Origin of the sequence: Stenotrophomonas sp., from assembly GCF_032066555.1 — a bacterium.
In the GTDB taxonomy this organism is placed as follows: Bacteria; Pseudomonadota; Gammaproteobacteria; order Xanthomonadales; family Xanthomonadaceae; genus Stenotrophomonas.
The window spans coordinates 74,352-93,396 of sequence record NZ_DAMBKV010000011.1; the positions used below are offsets into that span (position 1 = coordinate 74,352).

The 19,045-nt window shown below is 64.1% G+C and carries 19 protein-coding genes; 2 read left to right on the top strand and 17 right to left on the bottom strand.

Going from position 1 to position 19,045, the window contains the following annotated elements; all coding sequences use genetic code 11:
• Positions 1-484 precede the first annotated feature (484 nt).
• The 9 genes from RT131_RS13515 to RT131_RS13555 form a co-directional block, all read right to left on the bottom strand.
• Positions 485-907 (bottom strand): F0F1 ATP synthase subunit epsilon, encoded by a 423-nt coding sequence (locus RT131_RS13515; protein WP_057626868.1) that lies wholly within the window; start codon positions 905-907, stop codon positions 485-487.
• Between the two features lie 83 nt (positions 908-990).
• A complete protein-coding gene (atpD, locus tag RT131_RS13520) occupies positions 991-2,397 on the bottom strand; it encodes a F0F1 ATP synthase subunit beta (RefSeq protein WP_312916206.1) in 1,407 nt (468 codons plus the stop codon).
• Between the two features lie 38 nt (positions 2,398-2,435).
• Positions 2,436-3,299 (bottom strand): F0F1 ATP synthase subunit gamma, encoded by an 864-nt coding sequence (atpG, locus tag RT131_RS13525; protein WP_057626866.1) that lies wholly within the window; start codon positions 3,297-3,299, stop codon positions 2,436-2,438.
• Between the two features lie 77 nt (positions 3,300-3,376).
• Positions 3,377-4,924 (bottom strand): F0F1 ATP synthase subunit alpha, encoded by a 1,548-nt coding sequence (atpA, locus tag RT131_RS13530; RefSeq protein WP_313173332.1) that lies wholly within the window; start codon positions 4,922-4,924, stop codon positions 3,377-3,379.
• A gap of 44 nt (positions 4,925-4,968) precedes the next feature.
• The gene (locus RT131_RS13535; RefSeq protein WP_313173333.1) at positions 4,969-5,496 is read right to left on the bottom strand and encodes a F0F1 ATP synthase subunit delta; all 528 of its coding nucleotides are present in this window, start codon (positions 5,494-5,496) and stop codon (positions 4,969-4,971) included.
• Between the two features lie 3 nt (positions 5,497-5,499).
• A complete protein-coding gene (locus RT131_RS13540; protein ID WP_293715039.1) occupies positions 5,500-5,970 on the bottom strand; it encodes a F0F1 ATP synthase subunit B in 471 nt (156 codons plus the stop codon).
• A gap of 112 nt (positions 5,971-6,082) precedes the next feature.
• Positions 6,083-6,385, bottom strand: coding sequence for a F0F1 ATP synthase subunit C (gene atpE / locus RT131_RS13545; RefSeq protein ID WP_054661978.1), 303 nt, complete (start codon positions 6,383-6,385; stop codon positions 6,083-6,085).
• A gap of 75 nt (positions 6,386-6,460) precedes the next feature.
• Positions 6,461-7,258, bottom strand: coding sequence for a F0F1 ATP synthase subunit A (atpB, locus tag RT131_RS13550; RefSeq protein WP_313173334.1), 798 nt, complete (start codon positions 7,256-7,258; stop codon positions 6,461-6,463).
• 24 nt (positions 7,259-7,282) lie between these two features.
• Positions 7,283-7,648, bottom strand: a complete 366-nt coding sequence (locus RT131_RS13555) for a hypothetical protein (protein WP_313173335.1) — start codon at positions 7,646-7,648, stop codon at positions 7,283-7,285.
• Between the two features lie 428 nt (positions 7,649-8,076).
• Between RT131_RS13555 and RT131_RS13560 the strand changes: the two genes are divergently transcribed.
• Entirely contained in the window at positions 8,077-8,901 is an 825-nt protein-coding gene (locus RT131_RS13560; protein WP_313173336.1) for a hypothetical protein, read from the top strand.
• Between the two features lie 251 nt (positions 8,902-9,152).
• Here RT131_RS13560 and RT131_RS13565 read toward each other — a convergent pair whose 3' ends face one another.
• The 6 genes from RT131_RS13565 to RT131_RS13590 form a co-directional block, all read right to left on the bottom strand.
• Positions 9,153-10,433: an amidohydrolase family protein gene (locus RT131_RS13565; RefSeq protein WP_313173337.1), complete on the bottom strand. Its 1,281-nt coding sequence runs from the start codon at positions 10,431-10,433 to the stop codon at positions 9,153-9,155.
• 168 nt (positions 10,434-10,601) lie between these two features.
• Entirely contained in the window at positions 10,602-11,303 is a 702-nt protein-coding gene (locus RT131_RS13570; protein WP_313173338.1) for a DUF6624 domain-containing protein, read from the bottom strand.
• Positions 11,304-11,363: 60 nt separating this feature from the next.
• Positions 11,364-13,514, bottom strand: a complete 2,151-nt coding sequence (gene lpdA, locus RT131_RS13575; protein ID WP_313173339.1) for a dihydrolipoyl dehydrogenase — start codon at positions 13,512-13,514, stop codon at positions 11,364-11,366.
• A gap of 17 nt (positions 13,515-13,531) precedes the next feature.
• A complete protein-coding gene (locus RT131_RS13580; RefSeq protein ID WP_313173340.1) occupies positions 13,532-14,185 on the bottom strand; it encodes a hypothetical protein in 654 nt (217 codons plus the stop codon).
• Positions 14,185-15,561 (bottom strand): dihydrolipoyllysine-residue acetyltransferase, encoded by a 1,377-nt coding sequence (gene aceF, locus RT131_RS13585; protein ID WP_313173341.1) that lies wholly within the window; start codon positions 15,559-15,561, stop codon positions 14,185-14,187. Before aceF ends, RT131_RS13580 begins: the two co-directional genes overlap by 1 nt.
• A 180-nt stretch (positions 15,562-15,741) precedes the next feature.
• Positions 15,742-16,305, bottom strand: coding sequence for a DNA-deoxyinosine glycosylase (locus RT131_RS13590; RefSeq protein ID WP_313173342.1), 564 nt, complete (start codon positions 16,303-16,305; stop codon positions 15,742-15,744).
• 200 nt (positions 16,306-16,505) lie between these two features.
• Here RT131_RS13590 and RT131_RS13595 point away from each other — a divergent pair, with 200 nt between their 5' ends.
• Positions 16,506-17,144: an OmpW family outer membrane protein gene (locus tag RT131_RS13595; RefSeq protein WP_313173343.1), complete on the top strand. Its 639-nt coding sequence runs from the start codon at positions 16,506-16,508 to the stop codon at positions 17,142-17,144.
• A gap of 284 nt (positions 17,145-17,428) precedes the next feature.
• On the opposite strand, the gene RT131_RS13600 is transcribed toward RT131_RS13595, so the two are convergent.
• The gene (locus RT131_RS13600) at positions 17,429-18,190 is read right to left on the bottom strand and encodes a YiiX/YebB-like N1pC/P60 family cysteine hydrolase (protein ID WP_313173344.1); all 762 of its coding nucleotides are present in this window, start codon (positions 18,188-18,190) and stop codon (positions 17,429-17,431) included.
• Between the two features lie 67 nt (positions 18,191-18,257).
• Positions 18,258-18,821: a CcdC protein domain-containing protein gene (locus RT131_RS13605; RefSeq protein WP_313173345.1), complete on the bottom strand. Its 564-nt coding sequence runs from the start codon at positions 18,819-18,821 to the stop codon at positions 18,258-18,260.
• Positions 18,822-19,045 lie beyond the last annotated feature (224 nt).

Genomic DNA, 19,045 nt, shown 5'->3' on the forward strand with positions numbered 1-19,045 from the left:
GTAGTGCCGAGCCATGCTCGGCAGGGGGCATTCCCAGCCAGAAGCACCCCTCCCCAACCCTCCCCTTCGCTGCGCGAAAGGGAGGGGGCGTAGTGCCGAGCCATGCTCGGCAGGGGGCATTCCCAGCCAGAAGCACCCCTCCCCGGCCCTCCCCTTCGCTGCGCGAAAGGGAGGGGGTAGTGCCGAGCCATGCTCGGCAGGGGGCATTCCCAGCCAGAAGCACCCCTCCCCAACCCTCCCCTTCGCTGCGCGAAAGGGAGGGGGTAGTGCCGAGCCATGCTCGGCAAGGGGCTTGCCTGGGAGGCCTCTGCCGAGCATGGCTCGGCACTACGGAAACATGCGGTGTAAGGCCTCTGCCGAGCATGGCTCGGCACTACGGAAACATGCGGTGTACGGCCTCTGCCGAGCATGGCTCGGCACTACAAAAGCGGGGCAAAAAAAACGCCGGCGTTGGCCGGCGTTTTTCTGGGCGTTGCTGCAGGCCTCAATGCTTGAGGTTGCGGCGCAGACGCTCCAATGCCTGCAGCTGGGCAGTGACTTCGGCCAGCTTCTGCTGCGCCTCGGCCAGCTCCATGGCTTCGCCACGGTGGGCCAGCACGCGCTCGGCTTCTTCCTTGGCCTTGCGCACCGATGCTTCATCGATGTCGCTGGCACGGATGGCGGTGTCGGCCAGCACGGTCACGACCTGCGGCTGTACTTCCAGGATGCCGCCAGAGATGGCGAAATCCAGGTGTTCCCCGGCAGCAGTGGTGACCACGACCTTGCCCGGCTTCAGACGGGTGATCAGCGGTGCGTGCTTGGGCGCGATGCCCAGCTCGCCCAGCTCACCGGTGGCCACGACCAGGGTCGCTTCGCCGCTGAAGATCTGCTGCTCGGCACTGACGATGTCGCAACGGATGGTGCTCATGGATCTCTCTTCGCCTGGTTGGGTGGGCCTGCGCCCACCGCAGGTTGCCGCGTGGGCGGAGCGAACTCCGCCCTACGTGGGAATTAGGCCTTCTCGGCCATCTTCTTGGCCTTCTCGACCGCTTCTTCGATGCCGCCGACCATGTAGAACGCCTGCTCCGGCAGGTGGTCGTATTCGCCATCGACGATGGCCTTGAAGCCACGGATGGTGTCCTTCAGCGGCACGTACTTGCCCGGCGAGCCGGTGAACACTTCGGCCACGTGGAACGGCTGGCTGAAGAAGCGCTCGATCTTACGGGCGCGCGACACGGCTTCCTTGTCTTCCTGGGACAGTTCGTCCATACCCAGGATGGCAATGATGTCCTTCAGTTCCTTGTACTTCTGCAGGGTCTGCTGGACGCGCTGTGCGGTGTCGTAGTGCTCGCTGCCGATGACCTGCGGGTCCATCTGGCGCGAGGTCGAGTCCAGCGGATCCACGGCCGGGTAGATACCCAGCGAGGCGATCGAACGCGACAGGGTCACGGTCGAGTCCAAGTGGGCGAACGTGGTGGCCGGCGACGGATCGGTCAAGTCATCGGCGGGCACGTACACGGCCTGGATCGAGGTGATCGAGCCGGACTTGGTCGAGGTGATGCGCTCCTGCAGGACACCCATTTCCTCGGCCAGGGTCGGCTGGTAACCCACGGCCGACGGCATACGGCCCAGCAGTGCCGACACTTCGGTACCGGCCAGGGTGTAGCGGTAGATGTTGTCGACGAACAGCAGCACGTCCTTGCCCTTGCCGCTGGCGTCCTTCTCATCACGGAAGTACTCCGCCATGGTCAGGCCGGTCAGTGCAACGCGCAGACGGTTGCCCGGCGGCTCGTTCATCTGGCCGTACACCATCGCCACCTTGTCCAGGACGTTGGAGTCCTTCATTTCGTGGTAGAAGTCGTTGCCCTCACGGGTACGCTCACCCACGCCGGCGAACACGGACAGACCGCTGTGCGCCTTGGCGATGTTGTTGATCAGCTCCATCATGTTGACGGTCTTGCCGACGCCGGCGCCGCCGAACAGGCCAACCTTGCCGCCCTTGGCGAACGGGCACATCAGGTCGATGACCTTGATGCCGGTTTCCAGCAGCTCGGTCGAGGAAGACTGGTCTTCATACGATGGGGCCGAACGGTGGATTTCCCAGCTGTCCGACGCCTGCACCGGGCCGGCTTCGTCGATCGGGCGACCCAGCACGTCCATGATGCGGCCCAGGGTGCCAGCGCCGACCGGCACCGAGATGGCGCGGTTGGTGTTGGTGGCAACCAGGCCACGCTTCAGGCCGTCGGTCGAGCCCAGCGCGATCGCGCGGACGATACCGTCACCCAGCTGCTGCTGGACTTCCAGCGTGATTTCGGTGTTGTCGACCTTCAGCGCGTCGTACACCTTCGGCACGTCGGTGCGCGGGAATTCGACGTCGACGACCGCGCCGATGATCTGAACGATCTTGCCCTGACTCATTGCTGCATCCTCTAAATGTGTGCTGTTGACTGCGCGCGTTAGACCGCTGCCGCGCCGCTGACGATTTCGGAGATTTCCTGGGTGATCGCTGCCTGGCGGGCCTTGTTGTAGACCAGCTGCAGGGTTCCGATCATCTTGTTCGCGTTGTCGCTTGCCGCCTTCATCGCCACCATGCGAGCTGCGTGCTCGGAGGCAACATTCTCCAGCACCGCCTGATACACCAACGATTCGATGTAGCGGGTGATCACGTGCTCAAGCACGGTTGCCGCGTCGGGCTCGTACAGGTAATCCCAGTCGTGCGAAGCCACCTGCTTTTCGGCGGCCGGCAACGGCAGCAGCTGGTCGAAGCTGGCCTTCTGCGTCATCGTGTTGATGAAGCGGTTGTAGACCAGGTAGACGCGGTCAACCTTGCCTTCGGTGAAGGCATCGAGCATGACCTTGATCACGCCGATCAGCGTTTCCAGCTTGGGCTGGTCGCCGATGTTGGCCACCGAGGCAGCCATGTTGACGTTGACGCGACGGAAGAACGCGCCGGCCTTCTGGCCAACGGTCACCACGTCGATCTCGGCGCCCTTGTCCTGCCAGTCGCGCATTTCCGCGACCGTCTTGCGGAACAGGTTGTTGTTCAGGCCGCCGGCCAGACCGCGATCAGACGAGATCACGATGTAACCCACGCGCTTGACCTGCTCACGCTCGACCAGGAACGGGTGCTGGAAATCGGTGCTGGCCTGGGCCAGGTGACCGATCACCTGCTTCATCGCCTGCGCGTACGGACGCGAGGTCTTCATCCGATCCTGCGCCTTGCGGATCTTGGAGGCCGAGACCATTTCGAGCGCGCGCGTCACCTTGCGGGTGTTCTGCACGCTCTTGATCTTGGTTTTGATTTCGCGTCCGCTTGCCATCTCTTATTCCCATAGAGCGGGGCTGTGCCCCGCTTTATCAGTGTGAAGCGGAGCAAGGCTCCGCTCTACATACGCTCTTACCAGGTGCCGGTGCTCTTGAAATCGGCGATGCCCTTCTTGAAGGCAGCTTCGATCTCGTCGTTCCAGGCGCCGGTGCTGTTGATCTTGGAGGTCAACTCACCTGCGGTGTTGGCGAAGTGGGCGTGCAGGCCTGCTTCGAACGAGAGCAGCTTGTTGACCGGCACGTCGTCGAGGAAGCCCTCGTTGACGGCGTAGATCGACAGCGCCTGGTCGGCGATCGACATAGGTGCGTACTGCTTCTGCTTCATCAGCTCGGTGACGCGCTGGCCGCGCTCCAGCTGCTTGCGGGTGGCTTCGTCCAGGTCCGAGGCGAACTGCGCGAACGCAGCCAGCTCACGGTACTGGGCCAGCGAGATACGAATACCGCCGGACAGCTTCTTGATGATCTTGGTCTGGGCCGAACCACCCACGCGCGACACCGAGATACCGGCGTTGACGGCCGGACGGATACCGGCGTTGAACAGGTCGGTTTCCAGGAAGATCTGGCCGTCGGTGATCGAGATCACGTTGGTCGGAACGAAGGCGGACACGTCGCCAGCCTGGGTTTCGATGATCGGCAGTGCGGTCAGCGAACCGGTCTTGCCGGTGACGGCGCCGTTGGTGAACTTCTCGACATACTCTTCCGACACGCGAGCTGCACGCTCGAGCAGGCGGGAGTGCAGGTAGAACACGTCACCCGGGTAGGCTTCGCGGCCCGGCGGACGCTTCAGCAGCAGCGAGATCTGGCGGTAGGCAACAGCCTGCTTGGACAGATCGTCGTACACGATCAGGGCGTCTTTGCCGCGGTCCATGAAGTACTCGCCCATGGTGCAGCCAGCGTAGGCGCTGATGTACTGCATCGCAGCCGATTCGGAAGCGGTGGCAGCCACGACCACGGTGTGGGCCAGGGCGCCGTTTTCTTCCAGCTTGCGCACGATGTTGGCCACGGTCGAAGCCTTCTGGCCGATCGCGACGTACACGCACTTGATGCCGGTACCCTTCTGGTTGATCACGGCGTCGATCGCCATGGCCGTCTTACCGGTCTGGCGGTCACCGATGATCAGCTCGCGCTGGCCACGGCCGATCGGGATCATCGAGTCAACCGACTTGTAACCGGTCTGCACCGGCTGGTCGACCGACTTGCGCCAGATCACGCCCGGGGCAACACGCTCCACCGGGGCGGTCAGCGAGGTGCCCAGCGGGCCCTTGCCGTCGATCGGCTCACCCAGCGCGTTGACAACGCGGCCGAGCATTTCCGGGCCCACCGGCACTTCCAGGATGCGGCCGGTGGTCTTGGCCACGTCGCCTTCGCGCAGGTTCTGGTAGTCGCCCAGGACCACGGCGCCGACCGAGTCGCGCTCCAGGTTCAGTGCCAGGGCAAAGGTGTTGTTCGGCAGTTCGATCATTTCGCCCTGCATCACGTCGGCCAGACCGAAGATGCGCACGATGCCGTCGGACACGCTGGTGACGGTGCCTTCGTTGCGCGATTCCGCGGACAGGGCGACCTTCTCGATGCGGGTCTTGATCAGTTCGCTGATTTCAGAGGGGTTGAGCGTGGTAGCCATCGTCAAGTCCTAGTGCCGGCTTGTGGCCGGACGGTAATGTGAATTCAGTGTGCGAGCGCGGTCTGCAGGCGCGACAGCTTGCCCTTGAGCGAGCCATCGATGACCACGTCGCCGGCATCGATCACGGCGCCGCCGATCAGCGAAGCGTCCACCGCGGTCGATACCTCGACTTCGCGGCCGAAACGCTTGCGCAGCGCAGCCTTGATCTTGTCCAGTTCCTCGCCCGACAGTTCGGCGGCCGAGGTGACGGTGGCCTTGACCACGTGTTCGGCTTCAGCGCGCAGCTGCTCGAACAGACCGGAGATTTCCGGCAGTTGCTGCAGGCGGCGGCCTTCGGCCAGCAGGGCCAGGAAGCGACCGTAGGTCTCGCTGGTCGCGTCCGGGGTCAGCAGGGCGACGGCATCGCCGCGGCTCAGCTGCGGATTCGACAGCAAGGCCGACACGCGCGGATCGGCTGCAACGCGGGCGGAGAACGCAAGCGCGTCCGACCACGGCGCGAACTTGCCTTCCTCACGCGCAATCGCAAAAGCGGCGCGGGCGTACGGGCGGGCAAGCGTGAGGGCCTGGCTCATCGATCAGATCTCCGCAGCCAGCTCGTCGAGCAGCGCCTTGTGGGCGTTGGCATCGATTTCGCGCTTGAGCAGCTTTTCGGCGCCGGTCACGGCCAGGGCGGACACCTGCTTGCGCAGATCTTCGCGGGCACGGTTGGCGGCAGCGTCGATTTCAGCCTGGGCCAGTTCTTTCTGGCGGTTGGCTTCGGCGATGGCTTCGTTCTTGGCGGCTTCAACGATCTGGTTCGCACGGGCATGCGCCTGGTCGATGATCTCGTTGGCCTTGCCACGGGCTTCCTTCAGCGCCTCGTTGACCTTCACTTCCGCCTGGGCCAGGTCTTTCTGGCTGCGGTCGGCAGCGGCCAAGCCCTCAGCGATCTTCTGCTGGCGCTCTTCAATGGCCTTCAACAACGGCGGCCAGATCTTGGTCGCGATGATCCAGATCAGCAAAGCAAAGGCCAGGGCCTGTGCAAAGAGGGTGAGATTGATATTCATGAATTAGCTCGATCGCTGGTGTCGGGGGTGGTCGTGCCGCCGTGGCGGCACAACCGAACCTTCATCCGAAGTCGGGTGCCAGCAGGCACCCGACCGTCTCACTGCAGCTGGATCAGCCGGCCAGCTTGGCGGCTTCGGCCAGCAGGGCAGCAGCCAGCGGGTTGGCGAAGGCCAGCAGCAGGCCAACGGCGACCGAGATGATGAATGCGGCGTCGATCAGGCCGGCGGTGATGAACATGCGGACCTGCAGGACCGGGATCAGTTCCGGCTGGCGAGCGGCCGATTCCAGGAACTTACCAGCCATGATGGCCAGACCGAGGCCGGCGCCCAGCGCGGCCAGGCCGATCATGATGCCGACGGCAAGGGCGGTGGAGCTCTGAACTTGGGCGAGGTTGGTCAGGACGGCGAAGTACATGGTTATCTCCAGGAACTTTAAGTAGCTAAGGGTGATGAAACGGATGAAGGTTGAAACTGGGTGAAGCTTGTAACTTTAGTGACTGTCTTCCGACAGGCTCAAGTACACGATGGTCAACATCATGAAGATGAAGGCCTGCAGCGGGATCACCAGCAGGTGGAACAGCATCCAGCCAAGGCCGAACACGCCACCGGCAACGGCACCGAATACACCGGCGCCGCCCAGCACCCAGATCAGCAGGAAGACGATCTCGCCGCCGAACATGTTGCCGAACAGTCGCATCGCCAGGGAGATCGGCTTGCTCAGCCACTCGACGATGTTGAGGATCAGGTTGAACGGCATCATCCACTTGCCGAACGGGGCCGTCAGGAATTCCTTGACGAAGCCGCCGATGCCCTTGGACTTCAGCGCGAAGAAGATCATCAGGATGAACACGCTGATCGACATGCCCAGGGTGGCATTGACGTCGGCGGTCGGCACCGGCTTCCAGTAGTGGATGCCTGCCAGCTCAAGCGGCTTGGCGATGAAATCGGCCGGGATCATCTTGATGAGGTTCATCAACAGGATCCAGAAGAAGATGGTGATCGCGATGGGCGTGATCAGCTTGCTCTTGCCGTGGTAGGTGTCCTTGGCCTGGCGGTCAACGAACTCCAGGCAGATCTCGACGAAGGCCTGCCACTTGCCCGGCACACCTGCCGTGGCCTTGCGGGTTGCCATCCAGAAGGCGAACACCATCAGCAGGCCCATCAGGACCGCGGTGACGATGGTATCGACGTGGATCGTCCAGAAGCTACCGCCGTCCCCGACCTTGGCGGTCAGATTCTGCAGGTGATGCTGGATGTACGTGGTAGGAGTTAGAGCCTCGCCCGCCATGTGTCCGGAACCTTTATGAGTGAATCAACGTCTGGCCAGAGCCAGAACCTGGAACATCAGCGCCACTGGAATTGCCGCCAGCAGAGCCAAAGGAGGAAGTCGCCACCAGAAAAAAGCCATTCCCAGCACGGCAACAATCAGCACAATCTTCAGCATGAACCCCAGGAACAGGCGGACCATTGCTGAACCAGCGGCCTGAACGCCGCCACCGAGCCCCACCCACGCGGCCAGCGCCGTCCCTGCCACCACCGCCAGGCCCGAAACAAGGGCACCCAGCGCATGCTTTGGCCCCACGAAGAGGAAGGCCAGAGCCAGGACCACCACTGCGGCCAGCGGGTAGACCGCGGCGCGCAACATCAGTCGCCGACCCGCGTCAACGGAGTTCAGCACGTCAAAGTGTCCTGCTTCAGGTAAAGGGAAGAGCCGAATCGCGCAAAGGCGTCTCGTCGAGCCGCGAAAGTATAACAGCGGGACAATTTGCGAGACAACCGGCATTTGTCCCCATTTGACTATGCAAGTGGCCGCAATATCACGTTTTTTCCCCTTCCGCGCGGCCACCCGGGGGCCATGCGGGACAATGGATATTGCGCTGCAACACGGGAACTTCCAGGGAACCTGCCGGTCAGACCTTCGCAGTCCACCATCCGCTACCTCGTCGGGCGGGTGCGCGGGCTCGGGTGAGGTGGTGTCGCACGCCCTCGGCGGCACCACCTCACCGCAATTGATCTTCGCGTACACATTGCCTGCACGCTGCGCTCACCCCTCTCTACACCGGATCGGCGAAGGTCAAGCGCTCCAACGCAACATCAGGTAATGGCATGCGCAACTCCCGCTACATTCTCGCACTTGCTCCGTGCGCACTCACACTCGCTCTGATCCATGCGCTGCCTGCGCAAGCCGCCGAAGGCGATCCGCGTTTCACGCTGCGGCTTGGCGCAATGAACATCGACACCGACAACACCATCCGCGGCAGCACCACGGTTGCCGGCCAGGACATCAACCTGTCCGAGGACTTCAGCCTGGGCGGCAAGGAGTGGGAGCCGCGCGTGGATGGCCTGTTCCGGATCAGTGATCGCCAGCGGCTGATCTTCGACTACTTCAAGTACGACAAGGACCGCCGCGAGACGCTGGACGAAGGCGTCAGTTGGGGCGACACCACGGTACCCGCAGGCAGCTTCGTCAAGGGCGAACTGAAGTACCAGGTGGCAACGCTGGTCTACGACTACTCGGTGGTTGATGGTGATCGTTTCGACCTGGGCCTGCAGCTCGGTGCCGAGTACGCCAAGATCAGTGCCGACGCCTACGCCGATGTAGGCGATGTCTACCAGGGCCGTTTCCTCAACGAGAAGGCCGACGGCATCGCACCGGTGGTTGGCGCGCGCTTGAGTTTCACGCCTTCGGAGCATTGGCTGATCAACCTGCAGGGCCAATACCTCAATACAAGCTGGGGCAACTTCGATGATTACAAGGGCGACCTCAGCCGCGCCAATGCGATCGTGCAGTACAACGTCAACAAGAACTTCGGCATTTTCGCCGGCTACGACTGGTTCAAGCTGGACGTGGACCAGAAGGGCAGCGATGGCGTCATCGGCCTGAAGCAGGAGTTCAAGGGCCCGGTGGCGGGCGTGAGCCTGTCGTTCTAGAAGCGACCCTCCCGCAAGCGCGAGAGGCGCATGTAGTGCCGAGCCATGCTCGGCAGAGGCTTTACCGGCAAGGCCGCAAACGCAGCACCGCTGCGCCAAGCCCCTCTTCCAAAGAACGGGAGCGCGGCATGTAGTGCCGAGCCATGCTCGGCAGAGGCTCTACCGGCAATGCCCAAGCGCAGCACCGCTGCGCCCACAAGCACCCTCACCCCAACCCCTCTCCCGCATGCGGGAGAGGGGCTATCTACATCCTAGGGCTGCAACAAGCGCCCGCCTTTCACCACCGCCGCCGGGCGCGTCAGCACCGCAACGTCCTGCAACGGATCGCCGTCGACCGCGAGCATGTCGCCGAAGCGCCCCACTTCCAACGCCCCGACGTCCGTCTGCCGCCCCAGTGCTTCGGCCGCATCAAGCGTCGCCGCACGGATCGCCTGCAACGGCGTCATGCCCCACTCCACCATCTTGCCGAACTGACGGGCGTTGTCTCCATGCGGGTACACACCCGCGTCGGAACCGAACACCATCCGCACGCCGGCCGCATGCGCATCGCGGAAGGTTTCGCGCTGCTTGCGTCCCACCTGCCGCTCCTTCTGCAGCGACTCGGCGAACAAGCCATTGTTCTCACCCTCGGCAAGGATGTAATCACTGCCGTAGATATCCATCGAAAACCAGGTGCCCTGCGCGCGCGCCAACTTGAATGACTCCGCATCGGCCAGGCTGGCATGCTCGATGGTGTCAGTACCGGCGCGGATGGCCGCGTTGATGCCGCTGCTGCCATGCGCATGCACCGCCACCTTCATGCCCAGCCGGTGCGCCTCCTCCACCAGCGCCTGCATCTCCTCCTGGCTGTATTGCTGCTCGCCCAGCGTCGTGCCCTTGGACATCACCCCGCCAGTGCCGCAGAACTTGATCACCTCGGCCCCGAATTTGCGCAGCTTGCGCACCGTGGCGCGGATCGCGTCCGGGCCGTCGGCCGCACCGGGATTGGGCACGGTCACCGATGGCGGCAGGCCACCACCGTCGCAATGCCCACCGGTAGCGCCAATCGCAAAGGTGGCCGGCACGATACGAGGCCCATCGATGTAACCGGCCTCGATGGCCTGCTTCAAGGCCACATCATCGAAGCCGGCCGAACCGAGATTGCGCACCGTGGTAAAGCCCGCGCGCAGCGTGCGCCGCGCATTGACCACGCCCACCACGGTCCAGAAATTGTCGGTGTATTCCAGCCCCTGGTAGCCGCCCAGGGTGGGATCGATGGTCAGGTGCACATGCATGTCGATCAGGCCCGGCAGCAGGGTGCGCGCGCCCAGGTCGATGTGCTCGGCACCGGCGGGCAGCGGATCGCCGGCGCGGCCGATGCGGCTGATCCTGCCATCGACGATCTCGATCTGCGGTTGCTGCACATAGCGGCCGCTGCGCACGTCCAACAGGCGTGCGGCACTGACCACGCTGGTTCGAGCGTGCGCCACCATGGATACACAAACACCGACAACGACCAGCGCAAGAGCTGGCACGCGCACTCTGGTTCGCATCCTCGTTCCCCGGGGCAATGGGTGACGTCAGGGTCCAGCGGCGCCAGCTTGCGCCAAGCCTGCGGGGTGGGCAACTGGCCAGGGACCGGAAACAAGCAACGCCCCGACAGGCGGGGCGTTGCTTGGAACTACCGACACCGCGACAGGGGCAGCCCGGCGTGCCCGGGATCAGTTCTGAGGTGGTGCCGCGGCAGGCGGCACCGGAAACATCTGCGTCGCCACGCAGATGTAATCGGCCAACGGCATCTGGCCGATGCCGGCGCGGCGCTGATCAACCTGCTCCGGCGCCTCCATCGGCTTGGCCTGCCAACGGCCATCGACTGCCAGGAGCTGGCTGCCATAGCGCTGCAGCTCGCCGCTGTTGACCAGTACGCGGTCGGTCAGCAACGCGAAATCGTGCGCCGATATCTCACCACGCTGCACCATGGGCTCAATGCTGCCCACTACCTGGCGCTGGAACGCGACGTCAGCATCGGCATGCTGCACCAGCAACCAGGCGGCGGAAACCGCATCGCTCCCGACCTGCGCTGCACTGGGCAGACCGCCATGCGTGGCCACGATCTGCTTGATACGCGGCAGATTTGCGGCATCCACTGCCTGCAGGTTCTCGACCATGGCCCGCGTCCACTCACCCTGGCGAGCTTCCTGGTCAACCTGTGCCATGTCCAGCAGCTGCTGGCGAAGTGCCGGCTCCGAATATCCTGCTTCGGTCTGCGCATTCCTGCGCGCTTGCGCGCGCAAGCCATCAGCCTCGACGAAAGGTGCCGCGCCAGGGCATTTCAGCAAGGCGGCGGCCAGCGCAGGGTCCTGCTCCCCTGCAATCGCCGGGCCGGCGAACAGCAGCCCAACCAACACCGTGATCCGCAACATTCCCTTGCTCCTTTTGACTGCCGAATACAGCGACGCCCCGGTGAGGGGGCGTCGTGTGGCTTACTTCTTCTTCGGGATATACAGGTCGGTGATGGTCCCGTCGTAGATCTCCGAGGCCATCGCCACCGACTCGCTCAGGGTCGGGTGGGCGTGGATGGTGTGGCCGATGTCTTCGGCCTCGGCGCCCATCTCGATGGCCAGGCCGATCTCGGCCAGCAGCTCACCGGCGTGCACGCCGACGATGGCACCGCCGATCACGCGATGGGTTTCCTCGTCGAAGATCAGCTTGGTGAAGCCTTCGGTGCGAGCGATGCCGATGGCACGACCGCTGGCCGCCCACGGGAACTTGGCCACGCCGACCTTCAATCCCTTGGCCTTGGCCTCGGTCTCGGTGACGCCAACCCAGGCGATTTCCGGATTGGTGTAAGCCACCGACGGGATCACCCGTGCCACCCACTCCTTCTTCTCGCCGAAGGCGACTTCAGCCGCCAGCTTGCCCTCGTGCGTGGCCTTGTGCGCCAGCATCGGGTTACCGACGATGTCACCGATGGCGAAGATATGCGGCACGTTGGTGCGCATCTGCCGGTCGACCGGAATGAAGCCGCGGTCGGTGACTTCGACGCCGGCCTTGTCGGCATCGATCTTCTTGCCATTGGCCGAGCGGCCCACGGCAACCAGCACGCGATCGAAGGTGCCGCTTTCCATCGCCGGCTTTTCGCCTTCGGTAGCGGCCTCGAAGGTCACCGTGATGCCCTTCTTGTCGGCGCTAACGCCCGCAGCCTTGGTCTTCAGGTGCACCTCGATGCCCTGCTTCTTCAGGCGGTCGGCCAGCGGCTTGACCAAGTCCTTGTCGGCGCCCGGCATCAGCTGGTCCATGAACTCGACCACGGTCACCTTGGAACCCAGGGCGCTGTACACGGTGGCCATTTCCAGACCGATGATGCCGCCGCCGACGACGAGCAGCGAGCCCGGCACTTCGGCCAGCTCCAGTGCGTCGGTGGAGTCCATCACGCGCTTGTCTTCCCACGGGAAGTTGGGCAGCTTCACCGCCTGCGAACCGGCGGCGATGATGCACTGCTCGAAGCGCAGCAGCTGGGTCTTGCCGTCGTCGCCGACGATCTCCAGCTCATTGGCCGAGATGAACTTGGCCAGGCCATGCACGGTGCGGATCTTGCGCTGCTTGGCCATGCCGGCCAGGCCCTTGGTCAGCTGACCGACGACCTTTTCCTTGTAACCGCGCAGCTTGTCCAGACTGATCTTCGGCGCGCCGTACTCGATGCCGAGTTCGTCGGCATGGGCGGCGTGGTCGATGATTTCAGCGGCGTGCAGCAGGGCCTTGGACGGGATGCAGCCGACGTTGAGGCAGACGCCGCCGAGGCTGGCGTAACGCTCGATCAGCACGGTATCCATGCCCAGGTCGGCGGCACGGAAGGCGGCGGTATAACCGCCCGGGCCGGCGCCCAGCACCACGATGCGGCACTCGATGTCGGCGGTGCGGCCACTGGACGGCAGCGCCTTGGCGGCGACAGCCGGGTCCGGCGCGCGGTGCGACGGGGTCACCGGTGGCTTGCTGCCCGGGGCGGCCTTGGCCGCTGCCGGGGCGGCAGCGGCGGCGCCTTCCAGCACCACCACCACGTCGCCGACCGACAGCTTGTCGTCCAGCTTGACCTTGATTTCCTTGACCACGCCATCGGCCGAGGACGGCACTTCCAGCGTGGCCTTGTCCGATTCCAGCGTGACCAGGCCCTGGTCCTTCTTCACCGTGTCGCCGACGGCGACCAGGATCTCGATCACCGGCACGTTCTGGTAATCGCCGATGTCCGGCACCTTGACCTCGATCGGGCCGGATGCGGCTGGCGCAGCAGCGGCAACCGGTGCGCTGACGGCTGCCGGAGCGGCGGCCGCGGCAGGCTGTGCAGCCGGCGCAGGTGCGGCGGCAGGTGCCGGAGCTGCGACCGGGGCAGCGCCCTCGCCTTCAGCTTCCAGGATCACCACCACATCGCCCTCGGACAGCTTGTCGTCGAGCTTGACCTTGATTTCCTTGACCACACCCGCAGCCGAGGACGGCACTTCCAGCGTGGCCTTGTCCGACTCCAGTGTGACCAGACCCTGGTCCTTCTTCACCGTGTCGCCCACGGCCACCAGAATCTCGATCACCGGCACGTCGTTGTAGTCGCCAATGTCCGGAACCTTGATTTCAATCGTCGCCATTGTTTTCTCCTGTGGGCTCAGCCGGCTTCGCCGACGAACCGGTCATGCATCTTGTCGAGCGCGCGTTCGATGTTGGCGTAGCGCTTCTCGTATTTTTTGTCTTTGCTATGGGCCAGCTCGATCAACAGCGCCGCCTGTTCCTGCAGCGCCTCAAGCTGGCCGCAACCCGGCCGCTGACCGCTGTAACGCTCGCCGTTGACGGTGAAGGACAGCACCTCGCCCTCGGTGACCGGCGCACGCGCGGCCACTTCCGGCGAAGCCAATGCCTTGCCCCAGACCTCGAGCAGACGCTGTGCCAGTGCATCGGGCAACGGTGCCTGGGCGAACTCGGGCTCCTGGTCGAGTTGCAGGTTGACGCCACCGCGACCGGCCGTCGTGCTCCAGTTGTAGATGCGCTTGTCGGCCATGCCGGCCAGCACCATCCACTGGCCGTTGCCGGCGTCGCGGCGCAGCAGCACCTGTGACTCCACGCCCCGGGCCGGCAGCACCAGCAGCGACAGGCCGTCTTCGGCCTGGCCGCCGAGCAGGCTGCTCGCCGCCTGGCCGTAGTTGCCCACCGCCGGCGGCCAACCCTGGCCGACCACCGGCTGGCACTGGCTGGCGGCCAGTGCCGGGCCCGTCAGGGCGGCCAACACCAGCGCCAACAAGGCGCGTCGCGGCGCCACTGGCATCACAGCAGCACGCGCCGCATGTCGGCCAGCACCTGCGACAGGTAGGTGGTGAAACGCGCGGCCAGGGCGCCGTCGATGACGCGGTGGTCATAGCTCAACGACAGCGGCAGCATCAGCTTCGGGGCGAATTCCTTGCCATTCCAGACCGGCTGGATCGAAGACTTGGAGACACCCAGGATGGCCACTTCCGGCGCATTCACGATCGGGGTGAAGGCGGTGCCGCCAATGCCACCCAGCGAGCTGATCGAGAAGCAGCCGCCGCTCATGTCGGCCGGGCCAAGCTTGCCGTCACGGGCCTTCTTGGCCAGTTCGCCGGTTTCCTGGGCAATCTGCACCACGCCCTTCTTGTCGACGTCGCGGATCACCGGCACGACCAGGCCGTTCGGGGTATCGGCGGCAAAACCGATGTTGAAGTACTTCTTCAGGGTCAGGTTCTCGCCGCTGGCATCCAGCGAAGCGTTGAACTCGGGGAACTTCTTGAGCGCGGCGGCGCTGGCCTTGATCAGGAAGGCGAGCATGGTCAGCTTGATGCCGGCCTTCTCGTTTTCCTTGTTCAGCGCCACGCGCAGCGCTTCCAGATCGGTGATGTCGGCCTGGTCGAACTGGGTGACGTGCGGAATCATCGCCCAGTTGCGGGCCAGGTTGGCGCCGGAGATCTTCTTGATGCGCGACAGCTGCACCACTTCGGTCTCGCCGAACTTGCTGAAGTCCACCTTCGGCCACGGCAGCAGGTTCAGGCCACCGCCGGCAGCCGCCGGGGCACCGCCACTGGCAGCAACACCGCCGGACAGCGCGCCCTTGACGAACTTCTGCACGTCGGTCTTGGTGATGCGGCCGCCCTTCTCGGTGCCCTTGACCTGCTGCAGGTCCACGCCCAGCTCACGGGCGAACACGCGCACCGCCGGGCTGGCATAGGGCACATTGGCCGGCAGCACGCCTTCGGCATTGAACTGCACCGGCGGGGTAGCCGGCTTGCTGGTGGTAACCGAGTCTTCCTGGGCGATCTCGCGCTGGGCCAGCTTGTCGGCGACCGGGGCAACCGCCACCGGCTCAACCTTGGCGCCGGTCTCGGCGGTGGCTTCAATCTTGGCCGGGGCGGTCGGGGCAGCAGCGGCAGCCGGCTTGGCGGCCTCTTCGCTCACCTCGATCAGGGCCACGACCTTGCCCTCAGACAGGCCGTCGCCAACCTTGACCTTCAGCTCCTTGACCACACCGGCGTAGGCCGACGGCACTTCCATCGTGGCCTTGTCCGATTCCAGCGTGACCAGCCCCTGGTCCTTCTTGACCGTATCGCCTACGGCGACCAGCACTTCGATCACCGGAATGTCGCTGTAGTCACCGATATCGGGGACAAGTGCTTCCTTGATTTCGGCCATGAAACTACTCCAGCAACAGTGAGGGAATCCTCTATTGTGGCGTTAGCGGGCCGCAGCGCCAACCGCTACAACTGAATTCGCCTGCGTATGTCCCCGGACAAGGGCATGCCATCCGAGCCAACAAGGCCGCAATGTCTGCTCCTGGACGCGTGTTCTGACTTGCCGGCTGTCCTGCCTGTCCTAGCCGGTCAAGCCCCTTGTTGCAGGCGTTACCACCCCATTGGGCGCATTCAACCACGCTTGCAGCACTTGCCATTGCCCGGTCAGGCGCGGCAACGACCATGCCGCATTGGCCGGGCTGGTCGACGCCAGGGCCAGCACCGGCAGCGCAGCCGCCAAAGGCGGCAAAGCGGGTGCGATCCATCGCTGGAACGCAGTGTGTGCCGCGGCACCATTACAGGCGATGGCCTGCAACTGCGGCAGGCCGGCGAGCAACGCCGGGATGGGGTTGGGCACTTCGCTGCCACGCACGATCGCCGTATCCAGGCTGCCGGCGCGCTGGCATTGCCCGATCACGTCCCACAGGCCGATACCCGATTGCTGCAGGCACTGCAGGCGCTGCGCATAAGGAAGCTGCGCATCGAAGCCACACAGCGCAGCCATCAGCGGCCAGAAGCGATTGCGTGGGTGCGCGTAGTAGCGCGATTCATGCAGCGACATCGCGCCCGGCATCGAGCCCAGTACCAGCACGCGGCATGAGGTCGATAGCTGCGCGGGCAGGCCCTGCAACAATGCGCCACTCATCACGCGCACCACAACATCGTGAACGGAAATTTCTGTCGATGCTTCGTGTCCATGGGATCCCTCTGTTTTTCGCTGAACGCAATGGCACTGAAATCCCCTTGCGTTTAGAGCGATTCATCTTGCCATCGTTAGGGTTGCCTCGCCCCATCACGAGGGCCTAGATAACAGCGTAGTCCCGATCGCAATACGAGGAGTCAGTTATGCGTTCCATCAAAATTCTCAGCCTTGCCACGCTCAGCGCACTTGCGCTTTCCTCTACCGCATTCGCGCAGGATGGCAATGGCGATACCGCATCGGGCAAGCATTTTGCCGTGGTCGGTGGCATCAGCCTGCTGCAGCCGAAGAACGATCCGATCGACGGCATTGGCAAGGTCGATGGCGGCCCGGCACCGACGATCAGCGCCAGCTACTACTTCAACGACAACTTCGCCGTTGAACTGTGGGGTGCCGCTGACAAGTTCGATCACCGCGTGCGCACCGATGGTGGCGCCAAGGTCGGCAGCGTCGAGCAGCAGCCGCTTGCACTGAGCGCGCAGTACCACTTCGGCCAGGCGGACAACGTATTCCGTCCGTTCGTCGGCCTGGGTTACTACGAGTCGAACTTCAGCAACGAGAAGATCGATGGCCTGAGCAGCACCGGCAACCACGTTGGTGTGGATACCGCCAAGGGCGCGATCGGCACCGTCGGCGTTGACATGAACATCAACTCGACCTGGTTTGCCCGCGCCGATGCGCGCTACATGCACGCCCGTCCTGACCTGCGCGTCGCCGGCCAGAACGCTGGCGAGCTGAAGCTGGATCCGTGGACCGTTGGCTTCGGCCTGGGTGCACGCTTCTAAGCGACTATGTTCCTGGCAATACCGTTGTAGATGCAATGCAGCGCTTGCAAATGAAACACGGGCCGTTCGCGGCCCGTGTTTTTTTTGGGTGTCCCCCTCTCCCCAACCCCTCTCCCGCGAGGGGAGAGGGGCTTGGAGCACAGCGAGTGCAAGCATTCCCAGTGACTGCAACAAAAGCAGCTGTTGCTGTTGCGCTGCAGTTGCGTTGCTGTTGTTGCTGTTGCTTTCGCCCCTCTCCCCCCGCGGGAGAGGGGTTGGGGAGAGGGGGCAGCTTTCCACGCAAACTAAGGGCTGCCGTCATCACCCCACTGCAGCGCCAGGTAATCGAAGTTGTGCTGCAGCCGCGGCTTGACCACGTCGAAGAATGGCGACACATCGAAATCGCGCGGCGTGTACAGGCTGTAGTTGCGGATGTGCAGGATCTCCTGCGACTGCTCGGCACCGCCCACCTGCGCAAGCACCGTCTCGATCTCCGGCAGGATCGGGTAGCGGATCGACTCGAAGGCCTGCGCCAACAAGGTCGAACAGATGGCCTTGGTTGGCTCACCACTGCCCAACGCGATCAGCCGACGGCGCATATGTCCCGGTACTGGCGGCTGCCGGATCAGGAATCGCGCCAGGTCGAAGACATTCTTCAGGTCGTAGCTATAACCCAGGCGTGCACGCATGAAGCCGACCAGTTGATCCACCACCGCCGGTGAAAGGCCCTGCGGACGGCAGATACGGGTGTGCTGATTGGCGAACTCGCTCAACGGAATGCGGCGCACGCCCTGCTCCACATCCACGTCGATCAGCATCGGTTGCGGTTTGCCACCTTCGAGCAAGGGCTCCTCGCCGATATACAGCGCCGCATGCGACCAGGTGGACTGGCTCAGGTACTTGATGGCCGTGGAGAAGCGGCTATTGCCCTCCACCAGCAGCACATCGCCACGGCGCAAGGTGCGCAACAACATCGCCGGGTCGCTGGTCGACGGCCGCATCTGGTTGCGACGCGGCTGCGCCAGGAAGTGCGCCAAACGGCGCCCGAAGAACTGCAGCACTCCCATCCACGATCTCCGAATCTGCTTCGCTCAGACTAGCCGGGACAGCCCCCACTCGCCATCGGGTACGGGCTCAGCGAGGACTGCGGTCAAACTGACGATAGCGCTGATGATGACGTACCCTGCGCCGCAGCAACCAGGCATACATGCCGGCATAACCGAGCAACAGGGCCGCCATCGCCAGCAGACCGGCATGGCTGAGCCAGCCCGTGTCCGGCCATGGCACGCCGTTCACCGATGCCTGCCAGCCCTGCACCATGCCGGCGACCACACGCACCACGATCATCGCGGTCAATGCAAACACCAGCCAGGTGTTGGGCTTGTAATGCAACGCCTCCGGGCCAGGCTCGAAGCGGGTCAGGTAGTGGCCGAGCACGCCGACCAGGAGGCCTGCCAGCCAACCCAGCGCGGCGTAACTCCATGCGCCGGACCACCAGAAGCCGGCGATCCCGGAAAACACCGCGAACATGCCAGTGGATACCAGCGTTGCCCAGAAGTTGAAGGTGATCAGCCAGGGCCGCGCCTGCCGCCGCGCACCGCCACTGCGCACGCGTTGCCACAGCGACAGCGGCATCAACAGCAGCAGGATCGCGACGAAAACCAGTATCGCCAGCGGCAGAGCGAAAAGCACAGGCATGGGGGCAGATCCATGGATGCAGGCCCAGAGAGTACGCCATGCCGGATACCGGTAGTGCCGAGCCATGCTCGGCAGAAGCCTTACCAGCATTCCCAACCCGTGGTGCCGAGCCATGCTCGGCAGAAGCCTTACCGGCATTCCCAACCCGTAATGCCGAGCCATGCTCGGCAGAAGCCTGACCGACATTCCCGACCCGTAGTGCCGAGCCATGCTCGGCAGAGGCC